Annotated in this window: 18 protein-coding genes; 8 read left to right on the plus strand and 10 right to left on the minus strand. The window is 70.0% G+C overall.

Annotation, left to right across the window (positions count from 1 at the left end):
- Nucleotides 1-2,205, plus strand: a complete 2,205-nt coding sequence (locus tag ACWGIF_RS09405) for a protein kinase domain-containing protein (RefSeq protein WP_453493457.1) — start codon at nucleotides 1-3, stop codon at nucleotides 2,203-2,205.
- A gap of 39 nt (nucleotides 2,206-2,244) precedes the next feature.
- Here the strand turns inward: ACWGIF_RS09405 and ACWGIF_RS09410 are convergent, their stop codons facing one another.
- Nucleotides 2,245-2,745, minus strand: a complete 501-nt coding sequence (locus tag ACWGIF_RS09410; protein ID WP_453493460.1) for an FBP domain-containing protein — start codon at nucleotides 2,743-2,745, stop codon at nucleotides 2,245-2,247.
- Nucleotides 2,746-2,820: 75 nt separating this feature from the next.
- Between ACWGIF_RS09410 and ACWGIF_RS09415 the strand changes: the two genes are divergently transcribed.
- The 4 genes from ACWGIF_RS09415 to ACWGIF_RS09430 all read left to right on the plus strand — a co-directional run bounded on the left by ACWGIF_RS09415 (nucleotide 2,821) and on the right by ACWGIF_RS09430 (nucleotide 6,662).
- On the plus strand, nucleotides 2,821-3,390 hold the full coding sequence (locus ACWGIF_RS09415; protein ID WP_453493463.1) for a TetR/AcrR family transcriptional regulator: 570 nt from the start codon (nucleotides 2,821-2,823) through the stop codon (nucleotides 3,388-3,390).
- 294 nt (nucleotides 3,391-3,684) lie between these two features.
- A complete protein-coding gene (locus ACWGIF_RS09420; RefSeq protein ID WP_453493466.1) occupies nucleotides 3,685-4,836 on the plus strand; it encodes a sulfotransferase family protein in 1,152 nt (383 codons plus the stop codon).
- Between the two features lie 73 nt (nucleotides 4,837-4,909).
- Nucleotides 4,910-5,386: a MarR family winged helix-turn-helix transcriptional regulator gene (locus tag ACWGIF_RS09425; RefSeq protein WP_453493469.1), complete on the plus strand. Its 477-nt coding sequence runs from the start codon at nucleotides 4,910-4,912 to the stop codon at nucleotides 5,384-5,386.
- 40 nt (nucleotides 5,387-5,426) lie between these two features.
- On the plus strand, nucleotides 5,427-6,662 hold the full coding sequence (locus ACWGIF_RS09430) for a cytochrome P450 family protein (protein WP_453493472.1): 1,236 nt from the start codon (nucleotides 5,427-5,429) through the stop codon (nucleotides 6,660-6,662).
- Nucleotides 6,663-6,733: 71 nt separating this feature from the next.
- Here ACWGIF_RS09430 and ACWGIF_RS09435 read toward each other — a convergent pair whose 3' ends face one another.
- A complete protein-coding gene (locus ACWGIF_RS09435; RefSeq protein ID WP_453493475.1) occupies nucleotides 6,734-7,699 on the minus strand; it encodes an NAD-dependent epimerase/dehydratase family protein in 966 nt (321 codons plus the stop codon).
- Nucleotides 7,700-7,733: 34 nt separating this feature from the next.
- The gene (locus tag ACWGIF_RS09440) at nucleotides 7,734-8,780 is read right to left on the minus strand and encodes a ScbA/BarX family gamma-butyrolactone biosynthesis protein (protein WP_453493478.1); all 1,047 of its coding nucleotides are present in this window, start codon (nucleotides 8,778-8,780) and stop codon (nucleotides 7,734-7,736) included.
- Nucleotides 8,781-8,839: 59 nt separating this feature from the next.
- Between ACWGIF_RS09440 and ACWGIF_RS09445 the strand changes: the two genes are divergently transcribed.
- Nucleotides 8,840-9,541: a ScbR family autoregulator-binding transcription factor gene (locus ACWGIF_RS09445; protein WP_453493481.1), complete on the plus strand. Its 702-nt coding sequence runs from the start codon at nucleotides 8,840-8,842 to the stop codon at nucleotides 9,539-9,541.
- A gap of 197 nt (nucleotides 9,542-9,738) precedes the next feature.
- Nucleotides 9,739-10,197 (plus strand): MarR family winged helix-turn-helix transcriptional regulator, encoded by a 459-nt coding sequence (locus tag ACWGIF_RS09450; protein ID WP_453493484.1) that lies wholly within the window; start codon nucleotides 9,739-9,741, stop codon nucleotides 10,195-10,197.
- A gap of 65 nt (nucleotides 10,198-10,262) precedes the next feature.
- On the opposite strand, the gene ACWGIF_RS09455 is transcribed toward ACWGIF_RS09450, so the two are convergent.
- From ACWGIF_RS09455 to ACWGIF_RS09485, 7 genes are all read right to left on the minus strand, one after another.
- Nucleotides 10,263-11,114 carry a 3-hydroxybutyryl-CoA dehydrogenase gene (locus ACWGIF_RS09455; RefSeq protein WP_453493487.1) on the minus strand — a complete coding sequence of 284 codons (852 nt, stop codon included), beginning with the start codon at nucleotides 11,112-11,114 and terminating at the stop codon, nucleotides 10,263-10,265.
- 29 nt (nucleotides 11,115-11,143) lie between these two features.
- The gene (gene ccrA / locus ACWGIF_RS09460) at nucleotides 11,144-12,505 is read right to left on the minus strand and encodes a crotonyl-CoA carboxylase/reductase (protein WP_453493489.1); all 1,362 of its coding nucleotides are present in this window, start codon (nucleotides 12,503-12,505) and stop codon (nucleotides 11,144-11,146) included.
- Nucleotides 12,506-12,619: 114 nt separating this feature from the next.
- The gene (locus tag ACWGIF_RS09465; RefSeq protein WP_453493492.1) at nucleotides 12,620-13,366 is read right to left on the minus strand and encodes a 3-oxoacyl-ACP reductase family protein; all 747 of its coding nucleotides are present in this window, start codon (nucleotides 13,364-13,366) and stop codon (nucleotides 12,620-12,622) included.
- A gap of 80 nt (nucleotides 13,367-13,446) precedes the next feature.
- Nucleotides 13,447-15,087, minus strand: a complete 1,641-nt coding sequence (locus tag ACWGIF_RS09470; RefSeq protein WP_453493495.1) for an FAD-binding oxidoreductase — start codon at nucleotides 15,085-15,087, stop codon at nucleotides 13,447-13,449.
- Nucleotide 15,088: 1 nt separating this feature from the next.
- Nucleotides 15,089-16,324: an MFS transporter gene (locus tag ACWGIF_RS09475; RefSeq protein WP_453493498.1), complete on the minus strand. Its 1,236-nt coding sequence runs from the start codon at nucleotides 16,322-16,324 to the stop codon at nucleotides 15,089-15,091.
- A 66-nt stretch (nucleotides 16,325-16,390) separates the two neighbouring features.
- Nucleotides 16,391-17,617: a cytochrome P450 family protein gene (locus ACWGIF_RS09480; RefSeq protein ID WP_453493501.1), complete on the minus strand. Its 1,227-nt coding sequence runs from the start codon at nucleotides 17,615-17,617 to the stop codon at nucleotides 16,391-16,393.
- A gap of 65 nt (nucleotides 17,618-17,682) precedes the next feature.
- Complete coding sequence (locus tag ACWGIF_RS09485; protein WP_453493504.1) at nucleotides 17,683-18,900, minus strand: acyltransferase family protein; 1,218 nt, start codon at nucleotides 18,898-18,900, stop codon at nucleotides 17,683-17,685.
- Between the two features lie 128 nt (nucleotides 18,901-19,028).
- Between ACWGIF_RS09485 and ACWGIF_RS09490 the strand changes: the two genes are divergently transcribed.
- Nucleotides 19,029-19,937, plus strand: a complete 909-nt coding sequence (locus ACWGIF_RS09490; RefSeq protein WP_453493507.1) for an NADP-dependent oxidoreductase — start codon at nucleotides 19,029-19,031, stop codon at nucleotides 19,935-19,937.
- Nucleotides 19,938-20,003 lie beyond the last annotated feature (66 nt).

Below are 20,003 nucleotides of genomic sequence, written 5' to 3' on the forward strand. Positions count from 1 at the left end.
ATGTCCGTCCCGGCACCCCGCACACCGCTCGCACCGCTCACTCACGACGATCCACAGCACCTCGGCGGCTTCCGCCTGCTCGCCCGGCTCGGCAGCGGCGGCATGGGCACGGTCTACCTGGCCCGTTCGGCGGGCGGACGGACGGTCGCGCTGAAGACCGTGCACGCCCGGATCGCCGCCGACACCTCCTTCCGCACCCGATTCAGGCTGGAGTCGGACGCGGCCCGGGTCATCGGTGACCGGTACGGGGCGCGCGTCTTCTCCTCCGACGCGCTGGCGGCCACGCCCTGGCTGGCCACCGAGTACGTCATCGGGCCCCAGCTGGACGAGGCGGTCCGGCTCTGCGGTCCGCTGCCCGAGTCGTGCGTCCGCGCACTGGGCGCGGAACTCGCCCCGGCGCTCGGGCAGCTGCACCGCTCGGACGTGGTGCACCGCGACCTCAAGCCGTCCAACATCATGGTCACGGCCGCCGGACCCAAGGTCATCGACTTCGGCATCGCGCGCGCCCTCGGCGACGAGCGGCTGACCCGTACCGGGACGGCGGCGGGCACGCCCGCCTTCATGTCGCCGGAGCAGGCCGGCGGGCTCGAACACTCCCCGGCCGGCGATGTGTTCGCGCTGGCCGGCGTCCTCGTGTTCGCGGCCTCCGGGCACGGGCCCTTCGGCGGCGGGCAGGCCGCGGACCTGCTCTACCGGGTGCGGTACGCCGAACCCGACCTGAGCGGCGTACCGGCGGCACTGGCGCCGCTGCTCGCCCGCTGCCTGTCCAAGGACCCGGCGCAGCGCCCCACGACGGCCGAGCTGGCGGAGCTGCTCTCTTCCGGCGGCGGCCCGTTCGCGGACCGGCTGCCGCAGCCGGTGCTCGCGGACATCGCACGGCGCAGTGCGGCGGCGTGGCAGGAGCCGCCGCCCCGGCTGCCGGCGCCCCCTGGGGAGGCGGGCACCGTCGCCGCCGGGGACGTCGGCATGTCACGCCGCAGGATGTTCGCCCTCTCCGGGGCCGCGGCCGGCGCCGTGGCCCTCGCGACGGGAGGTGGGCTGTGGGCCTGGCTCGGCGGCAGCCGCGGCAGGGTCGGAAACGGGGACGGGTCGGCGGACGCCGCACAGCCCGCCTTGCCGCCACCGCCCGACGCGCTGTGGCAGGCCGACCTGGCGCACCCTCCGGTGGGCGGCACCCCGCTGTCGGTGAACGGCATGCTCGTCACGGCCGCGGGAACCACGACCGCCGGGATCTCCCCGCAGGACGGCAGGCACCTCAGGGACTTCCAGGGGTTCTCGGACGTCTGGCGCGTCGCCACCGACGGCAAGGTGCTGTACGCGATCAGGAAGCCGGACGCCGCGGACAAGGCCCTCGCGGTGGTACCCCTGTCCCTGGAGAACGGCCAGGAGCAGGCGCCCCTCGTCCAACTGCCCGCATATGACGGTACGAACGCGCTCAACCAGATCCTCGGCGTCGACGGCGACACCGTGTTCCTGTGCGCCAAGGCGGCCGGGAGCGATCAGTGGTCCGTGGTGGCCGCCAGTCTGAGGACCGGCAAGGAGCTGTGGCGGCAGCCGACGGCGGCCCCCACCCGGCAGCAGGTGCAGCTGGGGCGCCCCTCCCTCGTCCGCGCCAAGGCCGTACGCGGCGGGGTGCTGCTGTGGCAGCGGGCCGAGGCGGGCGACACCCTGCGGGTGTCCGTGCATGACGCCGGCAGCGGCGCCGAGCGCTGGGCCGTGTCGCTGGAGGCGCCGGGCGCCACGCCGGACCAGCCGGCGACGGATGACGACCGCGTGTACATCGGCGCCGAGAGCGTGCAGGCGCTGCGGCTCACCGACGGCGGATCCGCCTGGGTCTTCGGCGAGAACCGCGACGTGGGCGAGGTGGGCTCCCAGCGCCGGTACGGCATGCCGGCCGTCCGCGACGGGGTCGTCTACGCCGTGGAGGGCACGCGCGGCGTCGTCGCCATCAGCGCCGTCTTCGGCACGTTGCAGTGGACGGACATCCCGCCGGAGGGCACGAACCCGAACCGCGAGATCGCTCCCCTCGTCACCCCGAGCCACATCTACAGCATGGACGCGGCGGGACTGCGAGCCGTCCGCATCCGTACCCAGAGCACGGTCTGGCGCTACAAGACGAGCGCCGACGTCCTGACGCCGGATTCCGACGGCAAGCGGCTCTACCTCCGTGAGCAGAAGAAGCTGATCGCCCTCCCGCTCCCTTAGACAGCCGGGTCACGAACCTCCCCGGACCGAACGTGCGGGTCAGCCGGTCACCTTGGTCACGAAGGCGGCGACGTTCGCCACGGTCCGCCGGATCTTGTCCTCCAGGGAGATCGTCTCGTGCAGCCGCCCGCCTGCGCCCGCGTCCTTCCTGCCCCGCACGTACAGCGAACAGGCGAGGTCGCTGCAGATGTACGCGCCCACCGAGTTGCCCTGCCGGCCCGCCTTCCCGGTCTTCGGCGCGACCATCAGCGAGACCCCGCCCGCGTGTGCGGTCAGGCACATCGAGCACATGCTGCGCTGCCCCTGCCCCTGCCCCTGCGACGCGGGGGCGGCGCTGCGCAGCACCAGGCCCTGTACGCGGCCGTTCAGCTCGACGACGAGATAGGCGCGGGCCGGGGCCTGCGGGTCGCGCCAGCCGAGGTAGTCCAGGTCGCCCCACGGCCGTTGGGCCAGGTCACGGGGGACGGAGAGCCTCTTCGCCTCACCCTTGGTGCAGTTCACGAACGCGTTGCGGATCTCTCGCTCGGTCAGTGGTTCCATAGCGGCAGGCTAATTTGCCTAAACCCTTTAGGCAAATACATAATCGGCGAAGGCTGAGGAGAGGAAGGCGAGCCCATGGCACGCGCAGGACTGACGACGGAGCGTGTGATCCGCGCCGGGGCGGAACTGGCCGACGAGGTCGGCTTCGACCAGGTGACCGTTTCGGCGCTCGCACGGCGCTTCGACGTCAAGGTGGCGAGCCTGTACTCGCACGTGAAGAGCTCCCAGGACGTGAAGATCCGCATCGCCCTGCTCGCCCTGGACGAACTCGCGGACCGCGCCTCCGAGGCGCTGGCGGGGCGGGCCGGCAAGGACGCGCTGGCCGCGTTCGCCGACGTCTACCGCGACTACGCCCGCGAGCACCCCGGCCGCTACGCCGCGGCCCGGACGAGGCTCGACCCCGAGACCGCCGCCGCGAGCGCCGGAGTCCGCCATGCCCGGATGGCGCGGGCGGTGCTGCGCGGCTACGACCTGACCGAGCCCGACCAGACCCATGCGGTACGACTCCTCGGCAGCGTCTTCCACGGCTACATCGGCCTGGAGTTGGGCGGCGGCTTCAGCCACAGCGCTCCGGACACACAGGAGACGTGGGAGCGCATCGTCGACGCCCTCGACGCACTGCTGCGCAACTGGCCCGCCCGCTGACGTGCCCCTGACGCCCTCAGGGGAGGGCACCCGCACAGAACATGCACAGACGCCTGTTATGGGATCGAATTCGGTCTCCATCTCGTGGCTTCCGAACCAAAAAAGTAGGACACACCTTGCGATATAGGGAAATTACCCCCTCAAGAATCCCTACATCACAAGTAACTTGGCGAATTCACAACCAGCATGTAGGTTTTTTATGTCGACTGGGGGGGTCGGCCGCTATCCATGCCCCTCAGTCCTGGCGTCCAGCCATCCGTTGGTCCATGCCTGATCAGCAACTGAGGGGTCTTGATGAGGGAGCGCGCTACCGGCTACGCCGGATTCCTGGACATGGACGACCTGGTTCAGCCGTCTGACAGCGACACGCTGACGAAGGGGCGCGAAGCTCCCTTCCAGCACGCCTTGGAGCGGTTCGTCGATTCGATCAACTCCGAAGCACGACTGTCCCCCGCCGGCGTGGCCGCCGTCCGCTCCCGCATCAAGTCGTCCCTGGCCATGCAACGACGCATGTCCGCGCTGCGCCCTCCCTCATCGCCGGCACTGGACGCACCGGTGTTCATCACGGGCATGCCCGGCACCGGGGCGGCCCTGCTGCACAACCTGCTCGCCGAGCATCCCGGCGTCGACGCCCCCGCCATGTGGGAACTCGCCGACCCCGCATCCGGGGCGGAAACCCCGGGCGAGCGTCGCGCCCTGATCGCCCGCGGCCGGGCCCACGCGGTCGCCGGCGGACGCACCACCGCCGGCCGCGCCGTCGGCCTGCTGCGCCAGGCCACCCGCCCGGGCTCGTGCCAGTGGCTGCTCGCCAACACCTTCCACAGTCCCGCGCTCTCGATGGCCCACCGCGTCCCGAGCTACTCCGCGTGGATGGAGGAGCAGGACATGGTCCCCGCCTACGGCTTCCACCGCCTGCAACTCCAGGCCGTCTGCAACCGGGTCTCCGGCGGCGCACTCGTGCTTCGCGACCCGTTCCACGCCCCGTATCTGAGCGACCTCGTACGCGTCTACCCGCGGGCCCGCATCATCCGCATGCACCGGGATCCGGCCGACGTCCTGGCGAGCACCGCCGGGATCGCCTGGTCCCAGCGGATAGCGGACGCGGCCGGGGTCGTGGACCCCACCGAGGTCGGGGCCGAGTGGGCGGACTGGCTGGAGCGGCACTTCGCCGATGCCGAGGCCTCACGTGCGCGCATCGGAGAGCACCGGATTCTGGACATCCGACACGCCGACCTGGTGGCCGACCCCGTCGCCACGCTGCGCAGGGCGACCGCCTTCGTGGGCGTGCCGACGACCCCGGTGGTCGAGCAGAACATGGTGGCGCTGGCCCGGGAGGCCGCCATGTCAGCCCAGAGCGCCTGGCACTTCGAGCCCGAGGAGTTCGGGCTGTCACGGGGGGAACTCGGACGCCGCTTCGCCGAGTACCGCCGGACCTACGGAGCATGATCGCCCGCCTACACCGTTGGCGCATGCTTGCGAAAGCATTAGTATTGACGGACGCGCTGGTAGCCGGCCGGCCATGCGGTTTGCGGAGAGAGTCATGGTTGCTTCTGGTCGACGCCACGGTGCGGAGATCGAGATGTGGCGTCAGCTGACCCAGCTGACGGGTGTCCTTTCCAGCTCGCTCGACAAACGGCTCACACGCCGACATGGCGTGTCCGTCTCGGAGTTCACCGCCCTGTCGACCCTGACCGAAGCCGATCGCGGGGGCATCCGCATGCAGGACCTCGCCGACGCGATCGGGCTCAACCAGTCCACGGTGAGCCGGCTGATCGCCCGTATGGAGAGCAGCGGACTGGCCACGCGGGAGATCGGCGAACGCGACCGTCGATGTACCTACGCGGTGATCACCGACCAGGGACGGACGATCGCCGAAGAGGCCAGGGGAACCTTCCAGAAAGAATTCAACACCGCTTTGGACACGGCGGCGTTCGACGAGCGAACGGCCGTGGTCGTTGCACGACTGCGGCACGACCCCACGACCGCCCCGGAATAAGCGGAGACCGTCGCGGTCGACACCCGTATCGGAGACTTTTGTGCAGAGCCCTCAGTGCCCGTTCGCCATCGACCCCTCCGGAGCCGACATCCACGGTGAGATCGCCCGGATCCGCAAGGAAGGCCCCGTCGCCCGGGTCGAGCTGCCCGGTGGAGTCATCGTGTGGTCGGTCACCGGATACGACGTGATCAAGCAGTTGCTGACCGACCCGCGGGTCTCCAAGGACGCCTACCGGCACTGGGAGGCATGGAGGGCGGGCGAGATACCCCAGGATTGGCCCCTGGCCATCTGGGTCTCGGTCCAGAACATGGTCACCGCCTACGGAGAGGACCACGCGCGGCTGCGCAAGCCGGTGGCCTCGGCCTTCACCTCGCGCCGCGTCTCCTCGCTGCGGCCGCGCATCGAGGAGATCACCCAGGGTGTCCTCGACGGCCTCGCCAGCCTCCCGCCCGATCTGCCGGTGGATCTGCGCGAGGCGTTCGCCCACCCGGTCCCCAACCAGGTCATGTGCGAACTCTTCGGGATTCCGCAGCACATGCGCGGCGAGATCCAGCAGATCATCAAGGGCTTCTTCTCCACGGCCTCCTCTGCGGAGGAGTCGCTCGCGAACGCCACGCGCCTGTACGCCACGATGGCGGAACTGCTCGCCCTCAAGCGCGAGCAGCCCGGGGACGACCTCACGGCCGACCTGATCGCGGTACGAGACGAGAACGACGAGCAGTTGAGCGAGAAGGAGCTCGCCGACAATCTCATCCTGCTCTACACGGCCGGGTACGAGACGACGGTCAACCTGATCGACAACGCCGTGCACGCTCTCCTCGGCCACCCGGACCAGCTCGCTCTCGTGCTCGGCGGCGGAGCGACGTGGGACGATGTCATCGAGGAGACGCTGCGCCTGGAGGCGCCGGGTGCCCATTCGATCCTCCGGTACGCCGTGGAGGACATCGCCGTCGGTGACGTGGTCATTCCCAAGGGCGACCCGATCATGATCGCTTACGCCGCCGCGGGACGCGACCCCGAGCGTCACGGTGACACGGCGGACCGGTTCGACGTGACGCGGGCCGCCCGGCGCGAACACCCGGCCTTCGGCCACGGGGTGCACTACTGCCTGGGGGCTCCCCTGGCACGGCTGGAGACCGCCGTCGCCCTCTCCGCCCTGTTCGCCCGGTTCCCCGGGATGTCGCTCGCGGTGGCGCCCGAACAGATCCGTCCGCAGGCGTCGTTCATCTCGAACGGCCACCTGGAGTTGCCCGTACTGCTCGGTCCCGCCGCCTGAGACCGGCCTGCCCTGCCGGTGCGTACCGGCAGGGCGGGTCCCGAGCGAGAGTGCCGAGTGACAGGACGCCCTCAGGAGCGGCGGGCCGCGAGGGCGTCGCGGTACCAGGGCGCATACCGCCCGAACGCCTCGGCGAAGCCCGGCCCGGGCCGGCAGCCCGTCAGCTCCCACAGCCTCGTGCTGTCGTACCAGTGGTCGACGGTGAGCAGCGTGAGCCGCCGGGATCGGACCGGATCGCCCTCCACACCCAGCAGTCGGGCGGCCCGAGCAGCCGAGACCTCGCCCTGCGGCAGCGGCAGCCCGAGGTGTCCGGCCACCACCGACACCAGCTCGCTCACCCGGACGGGTTCGGGATGGCAGGCGTGGAGGACCTGACCCGCGATCCCGGGAACGGGACGCAGGACCAGGGCGGCGACGGCCCGTGCCAGGTCGTCGGCAGCGACCATGGAGACGAGCGCCCGCCCTCCGTCCACCCAGTGCGGAATGCGCCGTACGAGATCCGCCAGTGCCGGCACCGCCCAGACGTCGCCCACCCCGTAGACGAGGTGGGGGCGCAGCACGGTCCCCCCTGCCTCCAGTACGCTCCGCTCGCCGGCGAGGCGGGTGACGCTGGTGGGCGAGAGGGGTGCGACGGCGAGCGCGCCCTCCGCCTCGCCCCGGTGAGGGCCGTTGCCGTAGACCGCTGCGGTGCCGAGCTGCAGTATCCGACCGACGCCGGCGCGTGCCGCCTCCGCCAGAAGGGACGCAGTGCCCTCCGCGTTGACGGCGTGGCAGCGTTCCTCGTCGCTGCCGATGCGTGCGGCGAGGTGGAGGAGCACATCCACCCCGTCGCATACCCCGCGCAGCGACGCGGGGTCGGACAGGTCGCCGTGTACCGTCGCGACCCCTGGCGGCAGGGCCGCCGGAGCCGTGCGCCGACGGGTCAGGAGACGTAGGGCGGGCGGGGCCGCACCATCCTCGGGCGAGGACAGACGGCGGAGCACATGGGATCCGATGAACCCGGTGCCTCCCGTGACGAGCACCCGGGGTGCGGGCATGCGGGTCCGGCCTTTCGGTGATGAGGGCAGCGCTCTACGCGACATGGTGCGGGCTGTCGGACGGGGCGCCGGCAAGCATCGCGACGAACACCGGCTGACCGTCCTGGTGGCCCGCGACCCGCACAGAGGAGCCGGATCCCCCGCATCCGCCCACGACCCGCGCCTCGATCCAGCACGGCGAGGAGAACTCGGCGTAGCGGCTGAAGCGGATGCTGCTGGACACCGGATAGAACGTGCCGGAGCCGGTGACGGCCCGAGCGGCCTGCAGCGCCGCCGCCACCAGCACCATGCCCGGGTAGTGGTCGTTCGAGCGGCCGTACACGGAAGGGTGCTGGTGGTCGGTGCGCAGTCGCCAGCGCCCCGGTCCCGCGGCGGAAGCGAGCATGACCTCCCTGGCGTCGAGCAGTGCGGCGACCTCCGGCGCGGGCGGCGGCGGGGTGGCAGGCAGCCGCTCGCCGAGCCGGACCGCCCGTATCCTGCGGTATGCGGCCGGCGAGGTGATGGTGAGGTCGCCGCCGCCGGCGGCCACGGTGTCCGCTCCGATGCGGATCGTCATGTGACAGTGCATGCCCGCCAGGCGGCCGCCGCGGCTTCGGACGTCCGAACAGTCGACCTCCACCGTCACCTCAGCGGGCGTGGGGCCCACGCGCAGGTGCTCCGGCCGGGCGGTGTGGCTGATGTCCCACATCACGAAGTGGTGGTCCATCGGAACCCCGAACTCCGCGTGCGCCAGGAGCATCGCGGTCTGGCGCAGGGTCTCGGAGATGACGAGGGGTGAGTACCGTCCGGCCACCGGCCTGAAGGACGGGTGGTCGTGCGGCCACCGGACGGTGGCGAGGAAGCGGGTCTCACCGGTCCGCTCCCAGGTGACGGGCAGGACGTCGGTGGCCGAGGTCCGGTGCACCAGCCGCTCCGGGACCCTTCGCGCCTCGGCCCGAGGCTGCGGCACCAGGATGTTCGGTGCCTTCTTATGCCGAACACGGTCCTCAAACGTATGCAAGGCCATGGTTCCCCCCATTGGCAGACAAAAAGTAGCGCACCCATTCAAGATCATCTGCGCTGGCTGATATAGTACGTGCATGCCGGTTTTAATTCCAACGGCTATCCATCTGGTGAGACACCACACGAGAGGAACGACACGTGGCACAGCAGGACCGCGCGATCAGAACGCGTCAAGCGATCCTGCAGTCGGCCGGAGCCATCTTCGCGGAACGCGGATACGAAGGCGCCACGATCAAGGACGTTTACGACAGGGTGAATGTCACCAAAGGAGCTTTCTACTTCCACTTCAGGTCCAAGAAGGACCTCGCGGAAGCCGTACTCGGCGCCCAGGTCACGAACTCGAACTTCCCTGTGATCCCCCGGGCGTTGAAACTGCAGGAACTCATCGACGCGGGCATGGTGTTCGCCCACCTCCTCACCCATGACCCGGTCCTCCAGGGAAGCATTCGGCTGTCACTGGACCCCGCCATGGCCGACACGGACCGCCGCCAGCCCTTCCAGGCCTGGATCGACCAGAACCACCGGGCACTCCAGGCAGCTCAGGAGCACGGCGAGCTGCACCCGCACGTCGACGTGGCGGACATTGCCCACCTGATGGTCGGCGCCTTCTCCGGAGTCCAGCTGCTCTCGCAGGCGATGACCGATCGCATGGACCTGGAGAGCCGAATCTCCGTGCTGCTCACGCACCTCTTCCCCACGGTCACCGTTCCCGGAATTCTCGCCCGCCTGGATATGGCTGCCGACCGGGGAGTTCGCGTACTGACCGAACTGCAGGGGTCCCCCCGACCCGTTGTCGGCGAAACGGGGGCCCCCGGAGCGACCCCTCGGGCCGGTTGCTGAAAACCGGCTCGGGAGCACGGTCCGCGGGTGCCGATCCCTGCGGAAAACGGTTTCCGTCGGGGGCGCACGCCATTCCGTCGGCCAGGTCACCATGCGCTGCCTCTTTCCGCCCTCCCCTACCTTTGCCCAGATATTTGCGCGAGCATTAATATTGCGCGAACATTGACGGGTAACCAACGGCGCTGGGGAAAGAAGACATGGCTGCTGCTCAAGCACGTCGCGAGGATGAACTCGACACCTGGCGCCGCCTCATAGTGCTCACCAACCAGATCTCCAACACCCTCGACAGGCGTCTGCAGCGCGTACACGGCGTGAGTGTCGCCGAGTACACGGCTCTCGTGGTCCTGCAGGAGAACAAGCGTTCCGGCGGCATCCGCATGCAGGATCTCGCCGACACCATCGGGTTGAGCCAGTCCACGGTGAGCCGGCTGGTGGCCCGCCTGGAGAAGGACGGCCTCGCCGAACGGACGATCGGGGCCGAGGACCGCAGGGTGACGTACGCGCACGTCACCGAGGCCGGCGAGACCGTGGTCGACGAGGCCGCCGGCACCTTCGCGAAGGAGTTGCACACTGCGATGGACGTCGCGGCCTTCGACCACCGGACCGCCTCGCTGGTGGCCCGTCTACGGCACGACCCGGCTGCCCCCGCGGGCTGACCCGGGGCTCCGGGGCGCTGCGGGGGCAGCCGGGCTGCGGTGTGTCGCGCGGCGAACGGCGGCGCTCAGTAGGTGTGGAAGCCGCGGCCCGACTTCCGGCCGAGCAGTCCGGACTCCACCATCCGCAACAGCAGCGGCGGGGGCGCGTGGAGCGGCTGCTTGGTCTCTTCGTACAACGCCTGCGCGATGGAGACGGTGGTGTCCAGACCGATGAGGTCGGCAAGCCTGAGAGGCCCCATCGGATGGGAGCAGCCCGACTCCATACCCCGATCGATGACTTCAGCGGTGGCCAGCCCGCTGTCCACCATCCGGATCGCGGACAGCAGGTACGGGAAGAGCAGCGCGTTGATCAGGAAGCCGGCCCGGTCCGGTGCCTGGATGACGGTCCGTCCGAGGGTGTCGGTCAGGAACGCGTTCGCCCTGGCTACGATCTCGGGAGCCGTGAGGACCGAGGGTACGAGTTCGACCAGCGGGAGTACCGGGACCGGGTTGAAGAAGTGGATCCCGACGACGTGACCGGGACGGCCGGTCGCCGTGGCCAGCCGGGCCACCGACAGCGAGGAGGTGTTCGTGGCGATGATCGCCCCGTCGTCCTCGAGGACCTTGTCGAGGGTGCGGAAGACCTCCAGCTTTGTCTCCTCGTCCTCCCGGACGGATTCGATCACGAGCTGCCGGTCGGCCAGCTGCCCCATGTCGGTGGTGAAGGAGATGCGACCCAGCGCCGCCGACCGGTCTGCGGCGGTGATCCGCCCGCGGGCCACGCCACGGTCGAGGGAGGTGACGATCCTGTTCAGCCCCCTGAGCCGGGACTCCTCCGAGCCGACCGCGACCCGTACGTCGAGCCCGGACCTGGCCGTCAGCTCGGCGATTCCGGCACCCATGATGCCGCAGCCCACGATTCCCACCGTTTCCACCATGGCCGTCCTGCCCTTCTGATCTGCGCCGGTCAGTCGGCGAATACGGGTGTGCGGGCTGCGCGGTCGGCGCGCAGGGGATTGAGGCGGTCCTCGCCGATGCGGGCGCGCAGGGCGGGATCGGTCACGCCGAGGCCGGTCTCGGGGGCCAGCGCCAGGACGCCGACCTTCCCGGTGTGCCGGTTGAGCTGGACCCGGCGTGCGGCCTCGGCGCTCTCCTGGAGCGAGTGCACCTCGGAGAGGATCGGCATCAGGCGCCCCAGTCGGAACAGCCGGTTGCACTCCCACTGTTCCTGGAGATTGGCGGCGTGGCTGCCGATGATGCGCTTGAGGTTCATCCACAGGTAGCGGTTGTCGAAAGTGTGCTGATAGCCGGTGCTCGAGCCGCAGGTGACCACGGCCCCGCCACGGCGGACGACGAAGACGGAGATGCCGAAGGTGGCCTGACCGATGAAGTCGAAGACCACGTGGGGGTCTTCGCCCACCCGTTCACGAATGGCCCGGCCCAGCCTCTTGCCGAGTTCGATGGTCCGCTCGGGCGTCAGCGGCTCGTCGCCCCCCAGACCGATCTCGTTGCGGTTGATCACCACGTCGCAACCCATCCGGCCCAGCAGTTCCGCCTTCGCCTCGGAGCCGACGACACCCACCGGGATTCCGCCGGCGTTCTTGACCAGTTGGACCGCGAAGCCTCCGAGGCCGCCGGTGGCACCCCAGATGAGGACGATGTCCCCCTGCTTGATGCGTGCACCCCGGTCGCTGACCAGCATCCGGTATGAGGTCGCGGCGGTGAGCATGGTGCTCGCCGACTCCTCCCACGTGAGGTGCGCGGGCTTCTCCAGCAGCTGGCTGGCCCGTACGACGCTGTAGTGGGCCAGTCCCCCGAAGTTCGTCTCGAATCCCCAGATCCGCTGTTCCGCGCCCATCATGCCGTCGGCGTGGGTGGCCGGCTCCTGGTCGTCGACCTGGACGCAGGACACCACCACGTGGTCGCCGGTCTTCCAGCGCCGCACGCCGGCGCCCACGCGGACGATGACGCCGGAGGCGTCGGAGCCGAGCACGTGGTACGGCAGGTCGTGGCGGGCTGCCCAGCCACCCTGCTGGGCGAAGCGCTTGAGGAAGGAGTAGGTCGGTACTGGCTCGAAGGTGGCCGACCACACCGTGTTGTAGTTGATCGAGGACGCCATGACCGCCACGAGGACCTCGTCGGGGGCGATCTCCGGCATCGGCACCCGGCCGACGTGGAGGGACTTGCGCACGTCCTTGTCGGCGACGCCGCGGAACATGGCCGCGTCGTCCGCCAGAGTGTGAACGGCGAGGTAGTCGCTCGGGAGTGGCTCGCGCTCGAGCTGCTCGGCGGTGGCACCGTTCAGCACGGCTTCGGCCAGGGGATCCATGTCAGTCCTTCGTCGTCGGAGCGGGGCGGCCACGGGCGGTTGGCTTGGAGCGGGGTGCCGGGGTGCGGACGGAACGCGGGGGACGGTCCCGTCCGCACCTGCTCGGGGGAAGCGTCAGACGACGAGGCCGCCGGCGGCCGCGATGTACTGACCCGTCACATAGCGGGCGTCGTCACTCGCCAGGAAGCCGACGATGTCGGCGACGTCTTCCGGCTGGCCGATGCGTCCGAGCGGCATCATCTGGGCGATGGTGTCGAACTGGTCCTTGATCGGAGCCGTCTGATCGGTCTCGATCAGACCCGGCAGCACCGAGTTGACGGTGATCGCGCGACCACCCAGCTCCTTGGACAGCGCGAGGCCGAGGGCCTCGACGGCCGCCTTGGTGGCGGCGTACGCGCCGACGCCCGGGAAGGCGGCGTGCGTGTAACCGGTCGAGATGTTGATGATGCGACCGCCATCGCTCACCTTGGCCGCAGCCTGGCGCAGCGAGTAGAACGTGCCCTTGAAGTTGACGTCGACGACCTTCTCGAAGGTCTCGTCGTCCAGTTCGGCGATCGGGCCGTTGCCCGCAATGCCCGCGTTGTTCACGACGATGTCGAGCTTGCCGAAGGAGTTGAGGACCTCCTTGTAGACACTCTCGATGTCGTTCTTGACGGCGAAGTCGGCCTTGATCGCAATGGCCTTGCCGCCGGCGGCGACGATGGTGTCGACGACCTCCTGGGCGGCGGCCGCGTTGCTCTGGTACGTCACGGCGACTTCAGCGCCGTCCGACGCCAGGCGCAGGGCGATGGCACGGCCGATGCCGCGGGAAGAAGCGGTGACCAGAGCGGACTTGCCCTGCAGGCGACCCGTGGAGCTCATGAGGAAACCAGACCTTTCGGCGGGGTTGGAAGGGATGACATGAAACTTACCCGGAGATAGTTTCATTCGCAAGCATGTAATCAGGAAGGAAGTTCCACGGAGAGCGCGTGGCGGAAGACGTTGCGGGGGTCCCACTTTGCCTTGACCTGGCGCAGCTTGGGATAGTTGTCCTTGTAGTAGAGGCGGTGCCACGGAATGCCCGAGGAGTTCCAGGCCGGGTCCTTCACGTCCGCGTCCGCATAGTTGATGAACATGCCGTCCGTGACGCCGTCGAGACCGGGCACGCCGCCCGTCTCGCTGTAGAGGTCGCGGAAGAACTCCCGCAGCCACGCCAGGTGCTTCGCGTCGTCCGCGGGATCGGTCCACAACACGGCGGTCTGCACCTTCAGGACCGAGTCCCTCTGGGCCACCGCCGTGGCATCCGGGGCGAACGTGTTGACCTTGCCGCCGTACGCGGAGATCAGCATCAGTGCGCCCCCGTAGGAGTAATCGGTGCGCGTCAGGTGCCGGTACATCGCGTCGATCTGGGCGTCCGTGAAGTTCTTCCGCTGGTAGCCCGGCTTGCCCTTGAAGCGGAACAGCGGGTCCGGGCCGGTGAACCCGGACCACTGGGTGGCGTGCAGCCAGGTCACCTTGCGGTGGTCCGCGACCTGCGCCGTGACGCCGACGCCCGCGCCTACGTAGGCGATGAAGTCCTGGAGCATCTTCTCGGCGTTCGGGGCGCCCGCGTCGACCTGGGTGGTCAGCGATACGGCTCCCCCGGCCTTGTGGGCCGGCTTGAGCTCGCTGAACAGCGCGAGCTCCGGGGCGTTCGGGCCGCTGAACCGCACGTGCCAGTCGCCGTAGTTCTTCATCAGCTGCGTGAACCCTGCGCGGGTCAGCTCGGACCAGGACCAGGAGACGGTCGAGATCCACACTTCGGAGGGCGGCTGCGGCAGCAGCTGCGCCGGGTTGCTTCCCGAGACCCCGGGGGTGCGCAGCCAGTAACGGGTGACGACACCGAAGTTGCCGCCGCCCCCGCCCGTGTGGGCCCACCACAGGTCGCGGTTGGGGTCGGAGGGCTCCCGCGTGGCGATCACCGCGCGCGCCGTTCCGGCGCCATTCACGGTGACCACCTCGACGGCGTACACGTAGTCGCTGATCAGGCCGAGCTTGCGCGACAGGGCACCGTATCCACCGCCCTGGATGTGACCGCCCGCGCCGACCGTCGGGCAGGCGCCGCCGGGAACCGTCACTCCCCAGGTCTTGAAGAGGATCTCGTAGACGTGCCCGAGCTTGGCGCCGGCCTCGACGACGAAGGCGTTGCGGCCGGTGTCGAAAGAGACGGCGTTCATCCGCGACAGGTCGATGACGACCTTGACGTCGGCGTTGGCGACGAAGTCCTCGTAGCAGTGGCCGCCGCTGCGGACCGCGATCCGCTTCCCGGCGCCGACCGCCTCCTGCACTGCGCTGACCACGTGCGCGGTGGTGGCGACGACGCGCACCGATTCCGGGGCGCCGACGAAGCGTGCGTTGGTGCCGCGGACCAGGTCCGGGTAACGCACATCGGACGGCCCCACCGTGGCCGCGCCGCCGGAGGTCGCGGCCGACGCCGTCGGCTCCGTTCCGGCCGCGAAGGCGGACCGGGCTCCGATCAGCCCCGTGCCGCTGCCGAGGACCGCGGCGCCTGCGCCGACGGCGGTTCCCGCGACAAACCGTCTGCGGGTCGTTGTGTTGCTCACGTCATACTCCTTGGCTATCGGTCGAATGTGCGGCAGTCCGCCCGCCGGGCGTTGCGGGAGCGGGGGTCGCGGAGACGTGGAGGAGCTGTACGGCGGCCCGTCGTTCGCCGCGCCACTCCCACCACGCGATGACGCCCCCGGCGCAGGTGAGCAGCGATCCGGCGGTGAAGACGGCCGTCAGCCCGAGCCCGGCGTCCAGCACCCGTCCGCCGAGCCAGGAACCCGCCGCGATCGCGGCCTGGACGGAGGCGATGCTCATCGACACCGCGAGGGTGGGGGCGCGGCCCGCCGCCGAGTTGAGGATGCGCGCGCCCAGACCCGGGTTGAGGGCGAAGAACAGCACGCTGAAGGCGATCAGTGCCGGCACGGCCGCGAGAGGGTGGGACGCGACGGCGGCAAAGACCAGGAGGACCAGGGTGAGGAGTCCGAGGAAGACGGTGAGGGATCCCAGCAGCGCGCGGTCGGCCAGTTTTCCGCCGAGCGCACCGCCCGCCAGCGATCCCAGCCCGAAGAGGAACAACAGCACGGTGACGGCCTGGGGGCCGAAGCCGCTGACGTGTTGCAGTACGGGGGTCAGGAAGGTGAAGGCGCCGAAGCCTCCGGTCATCGCGACGACCGTCATCAGCAGGGCCACCAGCACCCGGCGGTCGCGCAGTACGCCGAACTCCGCCGAGACGCCGCCGGAAGGTGCCGCGGTACGGGGAACCAGGACCACCACGGCCACCAGCGCGGCCAGGCTGAGAAGAGTCACCCCCCAGAACGTCGCGCGCCAGGTCCACTGCTGGGCCAGCATCAGCCCCAACGGCACCCCGAGGATGGTCGAGAGGTTGACGCCGATGATGATCCGGGCCACGGCGCTGCCCGACTTCGCGGGTCCCGCGATCTCCGAGGCCGTGACCAGGGCGATCGCGAACATCGTGCAGTGGGCGAGGGCAGAGGCGACCCGCGCGGCCATCAGCGTCCCGTACCCCGGTGCCAGCGCCGCGGCCAGATTGCCGGCCGTGAACAGGACCAGCAGCCCGATGAGCAGGGGACGGCGGTGAAGCCTGCTGGTCAGCAGTGTGACGAGCGGACCGCCGACCACCACGGTCACGGCGTAGCCCGAGACCAGCAGCCCCGCCTGGCTGAGGGACACTCCGAGATCGGTGGAGAGCTGGGGAAGCAGTCCGGCGATCACCGACTCGGCGGTGCCGAGGCCGAAGACGCTGAGCACGAGGGCGAACAGGGGCGCCGGCATGAGGAGGTCCTCCCGGAGGGATGTGCTGCGGAGCGGGGAGCGAGGGGATGTGAACCGCACGGTGGATCAGCGCAGGTGCACAGGGAGTTCGAAGAGCCCTCGGATCAGCAGCCCCTGGCGCCAGCGCAGGCGCTCGGCCGGTGCCGCGAGCCGGATGCCGGGGAAGCGGCTGACCAGGCTGCCGACGGCGATCTGGCCCTCCATCCGGGCCAGCGGGGCGCCGAGGCAGTAGTGCAGGCCCTGGCCGAAGACGAGATGCCCGGAGTCGCCCCGGGTGATGTCGAAGGTGTCCGGGTTCTCGAAGCGCTGCGGGTCGCGGCTCGCCGAGGCGAGCGAGATCAGGACCGGTGCCCCTTCGGGTATCAGGACGCCGCCGACGTCGATCGGCTCGGTGGCGAAGCGCCACGTCGCCACCTCCACCGATCCCTCGAAGCGCAGGAACTCCTCGACGGCCCCCGTGATCAGCGAGGGGTCCTTCTGCAGCAGTGCCATCTGGTCGGGGTGCTGCATCAGCGCGAGCATTCCGTTGGCGATCAGGTGGACGGTGGTCTCGTGACCGCCGACCAGGATCAGGAAGGACATGGCGGTCAGCTCCGCGTGCGAGAGACGCCGACCGTCGTCACGCGCTTCTATGAGGGCGCTGATCAGGTCGTTGCCCGGGTGCTCGGCCTTGTGCTCGATCAGTGTGGCGATGTAGGTCCCGAGCTGGAGCGAGGCGTCGGCGACGCGGGCGTGGCCCGCCTCGTCGGCGACGAGGGTGGAGAGCGCGGTCGACCACTCGTGGATGCGGTCGACGTCGTCGAGGGGGACGCCGAGCAGCTCGCAGATCACGGTGACCGGCAGGCGGAAGGCGAATTCCTGGAGCAGGTCGACCGGGCCCTCGAGGCCCTCCATGTGGTCCAGCAGGTCGTCGGTGATCTGCTGGATCCGGCTGCGCAGTGATTCGATCCGGCGTGGGGTGAAGCCCTTGTGCACCAGCCGCCGCAGCCGCGTGTGGTCCGGCGGGTCGACGTTGAGCAGGTGCCGTACGAGGGAGGCGTCCTCGCCGTCGGTCGGCTGGGCGACGGTGGCCCGCCACTGCGGACCGACGCGGTTGGGGTCCTTGCTCAGCCGGTCGTCCGTGAGCGCGTCCTTGGCGTCCGCGAAGCGGGTGACGAGCCAGAACTCTCCGCCGTCCGGCAGGGTCATGTGGCTGACCGGGGCCTGGGCGCGGAGGCGTGCGTAGAGCGCGTACGGATTGGGCTCGCCGCCGAAGCCGATGGATTCGGGCTTGCTGGATGTTGCCGTGGTCATGGGGTTCTCCCGAGGGCTGAGAGGTGGTCGTGGTGGCGCCGTCGGACGGCTCGGTACCGGCCCGATCAGACGGTTCGGGCGGGCTCGCGTCCGGCCCCGGTACCGGCATCGGACCCGGGCAGCGCGCCGGCGTCGGCCCCTGCCGCGGGGACGGACGTCCGGTGCGCGGGCGCGCGGTCGGCCTTCGGCTTGCTCCAGCGCCGCATCGCGGGGTTCTCCACCCACGCGTGCAGGGCCCAGGCCACGAGGAGGCTCAGCACGAGACCGCCGGCCAGCAGCAGGATGCCGGTGGCGACGTCCCATCCCTGCGGATGGCCGAGCTTGCCGCGCACCCAGATCAGCACGACCACGTGGACCAGGTAGAAGGCGTAGCTGACCTCGCCGAGCCACGTGGCGACGCGGCCGCGCAGGAAGGTGCGCCTGCCCTCGGTGTCCGCGACGGCGGCGGCGGGGACCAGAAGGGCCAGAGGGATGATGGTGGCGGCGTTCAGCCCGTAGACGTACGGGAGTTCACTTGCCAGGGCGTAGCAGGCGAGGAAGAGCAGCGCGGCCGGTCCCAGGCCGATCCGGATCCATCGGCCGTTCATCACGAGCTTCGCCAGCAGGATGCCGAGCAGGAAGTCCAGGGCGCGCACGGGCGGGAAGGCGTAGACGAACCAGAACTGATACAGGCCGATCGGCTGACCGTCGGGCATGGCCGGGTCGGCCGGCAGGACGAACTGCGCGAAGACGGCGACCGCGAAGACGGCGGCGACGGTACCGCCGGCCCACCACCACAACCGCTCCACGCGGATCTTGTTCACCCAGCGCAGAAGCAGGGGGAAGGACAGGTAGAAGAGGGCTTCGCAGGCCAGCGACCAGCTCGGCGGGTTGACACTGAACAGCACGTCGTACCGGGGGAACCAGGACTGGATCAGGAGCAGGTTGGGGACGGCCTGGTGCCATTGGGTGGCCGTGGAGAGCAGCAGGAGCGCGGCCACGAAGGTGACGACGTGGTTGGGGTAGACCTTTGCCACGCGGCGGCGCAGGTAGCGGCCGAACGTGTCCTTCTTGCGGGCGGACCAGGTGAGGACGAAGCCGCTCAGGATGAAGAAGAAGGAGACGCCTACGTGTCCGGCGTTGATGAAGAGGTCCCGGTAGAACGACACGACGTCCTGGTCCGAGAACACGTTCACCCAGATGCCGTGGTGCAGGAAGACCAGGACGGCGGCGATGAACCGTATGCCGGTCAGCGAGGGCAGCCGGCTGCTCCCCGTCGCAGGGGATTCCGTGGTTCTGGGCATGGGGGAGGAACCTCCAGGAGGGCAGGGGGCTTTGGGGCGGTGACACCATCCTAGGAAGAGTAATATGCTTGTGCAAGCATTTATGATGCAGGAGTTCGTTCGTTCCGACCCGTCGAAAGGCACCCACCATGCGCGCGCTGACCCTGCCCCAGTACGGCGACCCCGACCAGCTGACGGTCGCGGAGGTACCCCGTCCGGCTCCAGGGCCCGGGCAGATCCTCGTCCGCACCGCGGCGACGGCCGTGAACCCCGTCGAACTGCTCGTCCGTTCGGGTGCACGGGCCGACAGCCTCACGCACCCCTTCCCGCTCATTCTCGGCTGGGACCTGTCCGGCACCGTCGAGGCCGTCGGCGAAGGGACGGACCGCTTCGTCCCCGGTGACCGGATCGTGGCCATGTCCGCCCAGTACGCGACCGGTGTGGGCACCCACGCGGAGTACGTCGCCCTGGACGCCGCCCTGGCCGCCCCCGCCCCCACCACCGTCGACCTGGTCCACGCGGCGGCGCTGCCCCTGGGCGGTCTCACGGCCTACCAGGCACTGGAGGGGGCGGCGCTCCGGGACGGCGAGACTCTCCTGGTCAGCGGCGCCGTCGGGGCCGTCGGCGGGTTCGCGATCCAGCTCGCCGCCTCCAGGGGCACGCGCGTGATCGCGCTCGCCCGGCCCGAGGACGCCGAACTCGCGCGCGAACTGGGAGCCGAGAGCGTCATCTCCTCGTCCGAGCCCGTCCCCTCCGGCATCGCCGACGTCCTGCTGGAGACGGCGGGCATCGCACCGCGCGTCATAGGCGCGGTGCGGGACGGCGGGCGCGCGGTCTCCGTCTACGCCCCCGAGCCGCCCAAGGAGGAGCGCGGGATCACCGTGTCCCAGACCTTCGTCGAGCAGGACGGCGACCAGCTCGCGATCCTTTCCGGCCTGGTGGACGAGGGCGTCCTCACGCTGCGTGTGGCCGCGGTGGGCGACTTCACCGAGGGCCCTGAGGCACACCGCCGGCTGGCCGCCGGCGGTACCCGCGGCAAGCTCCTGCTCACGCCCTAGCAGGAGCGCCTGTGAGGCCGGTGACTCCACCGGCCTCACAGGCTTGCTCGCGCCCCACCATGCACG

It is taken from the genome of Streptomyces sp. NPDC054849 (genome assembly GCF_053610945.1).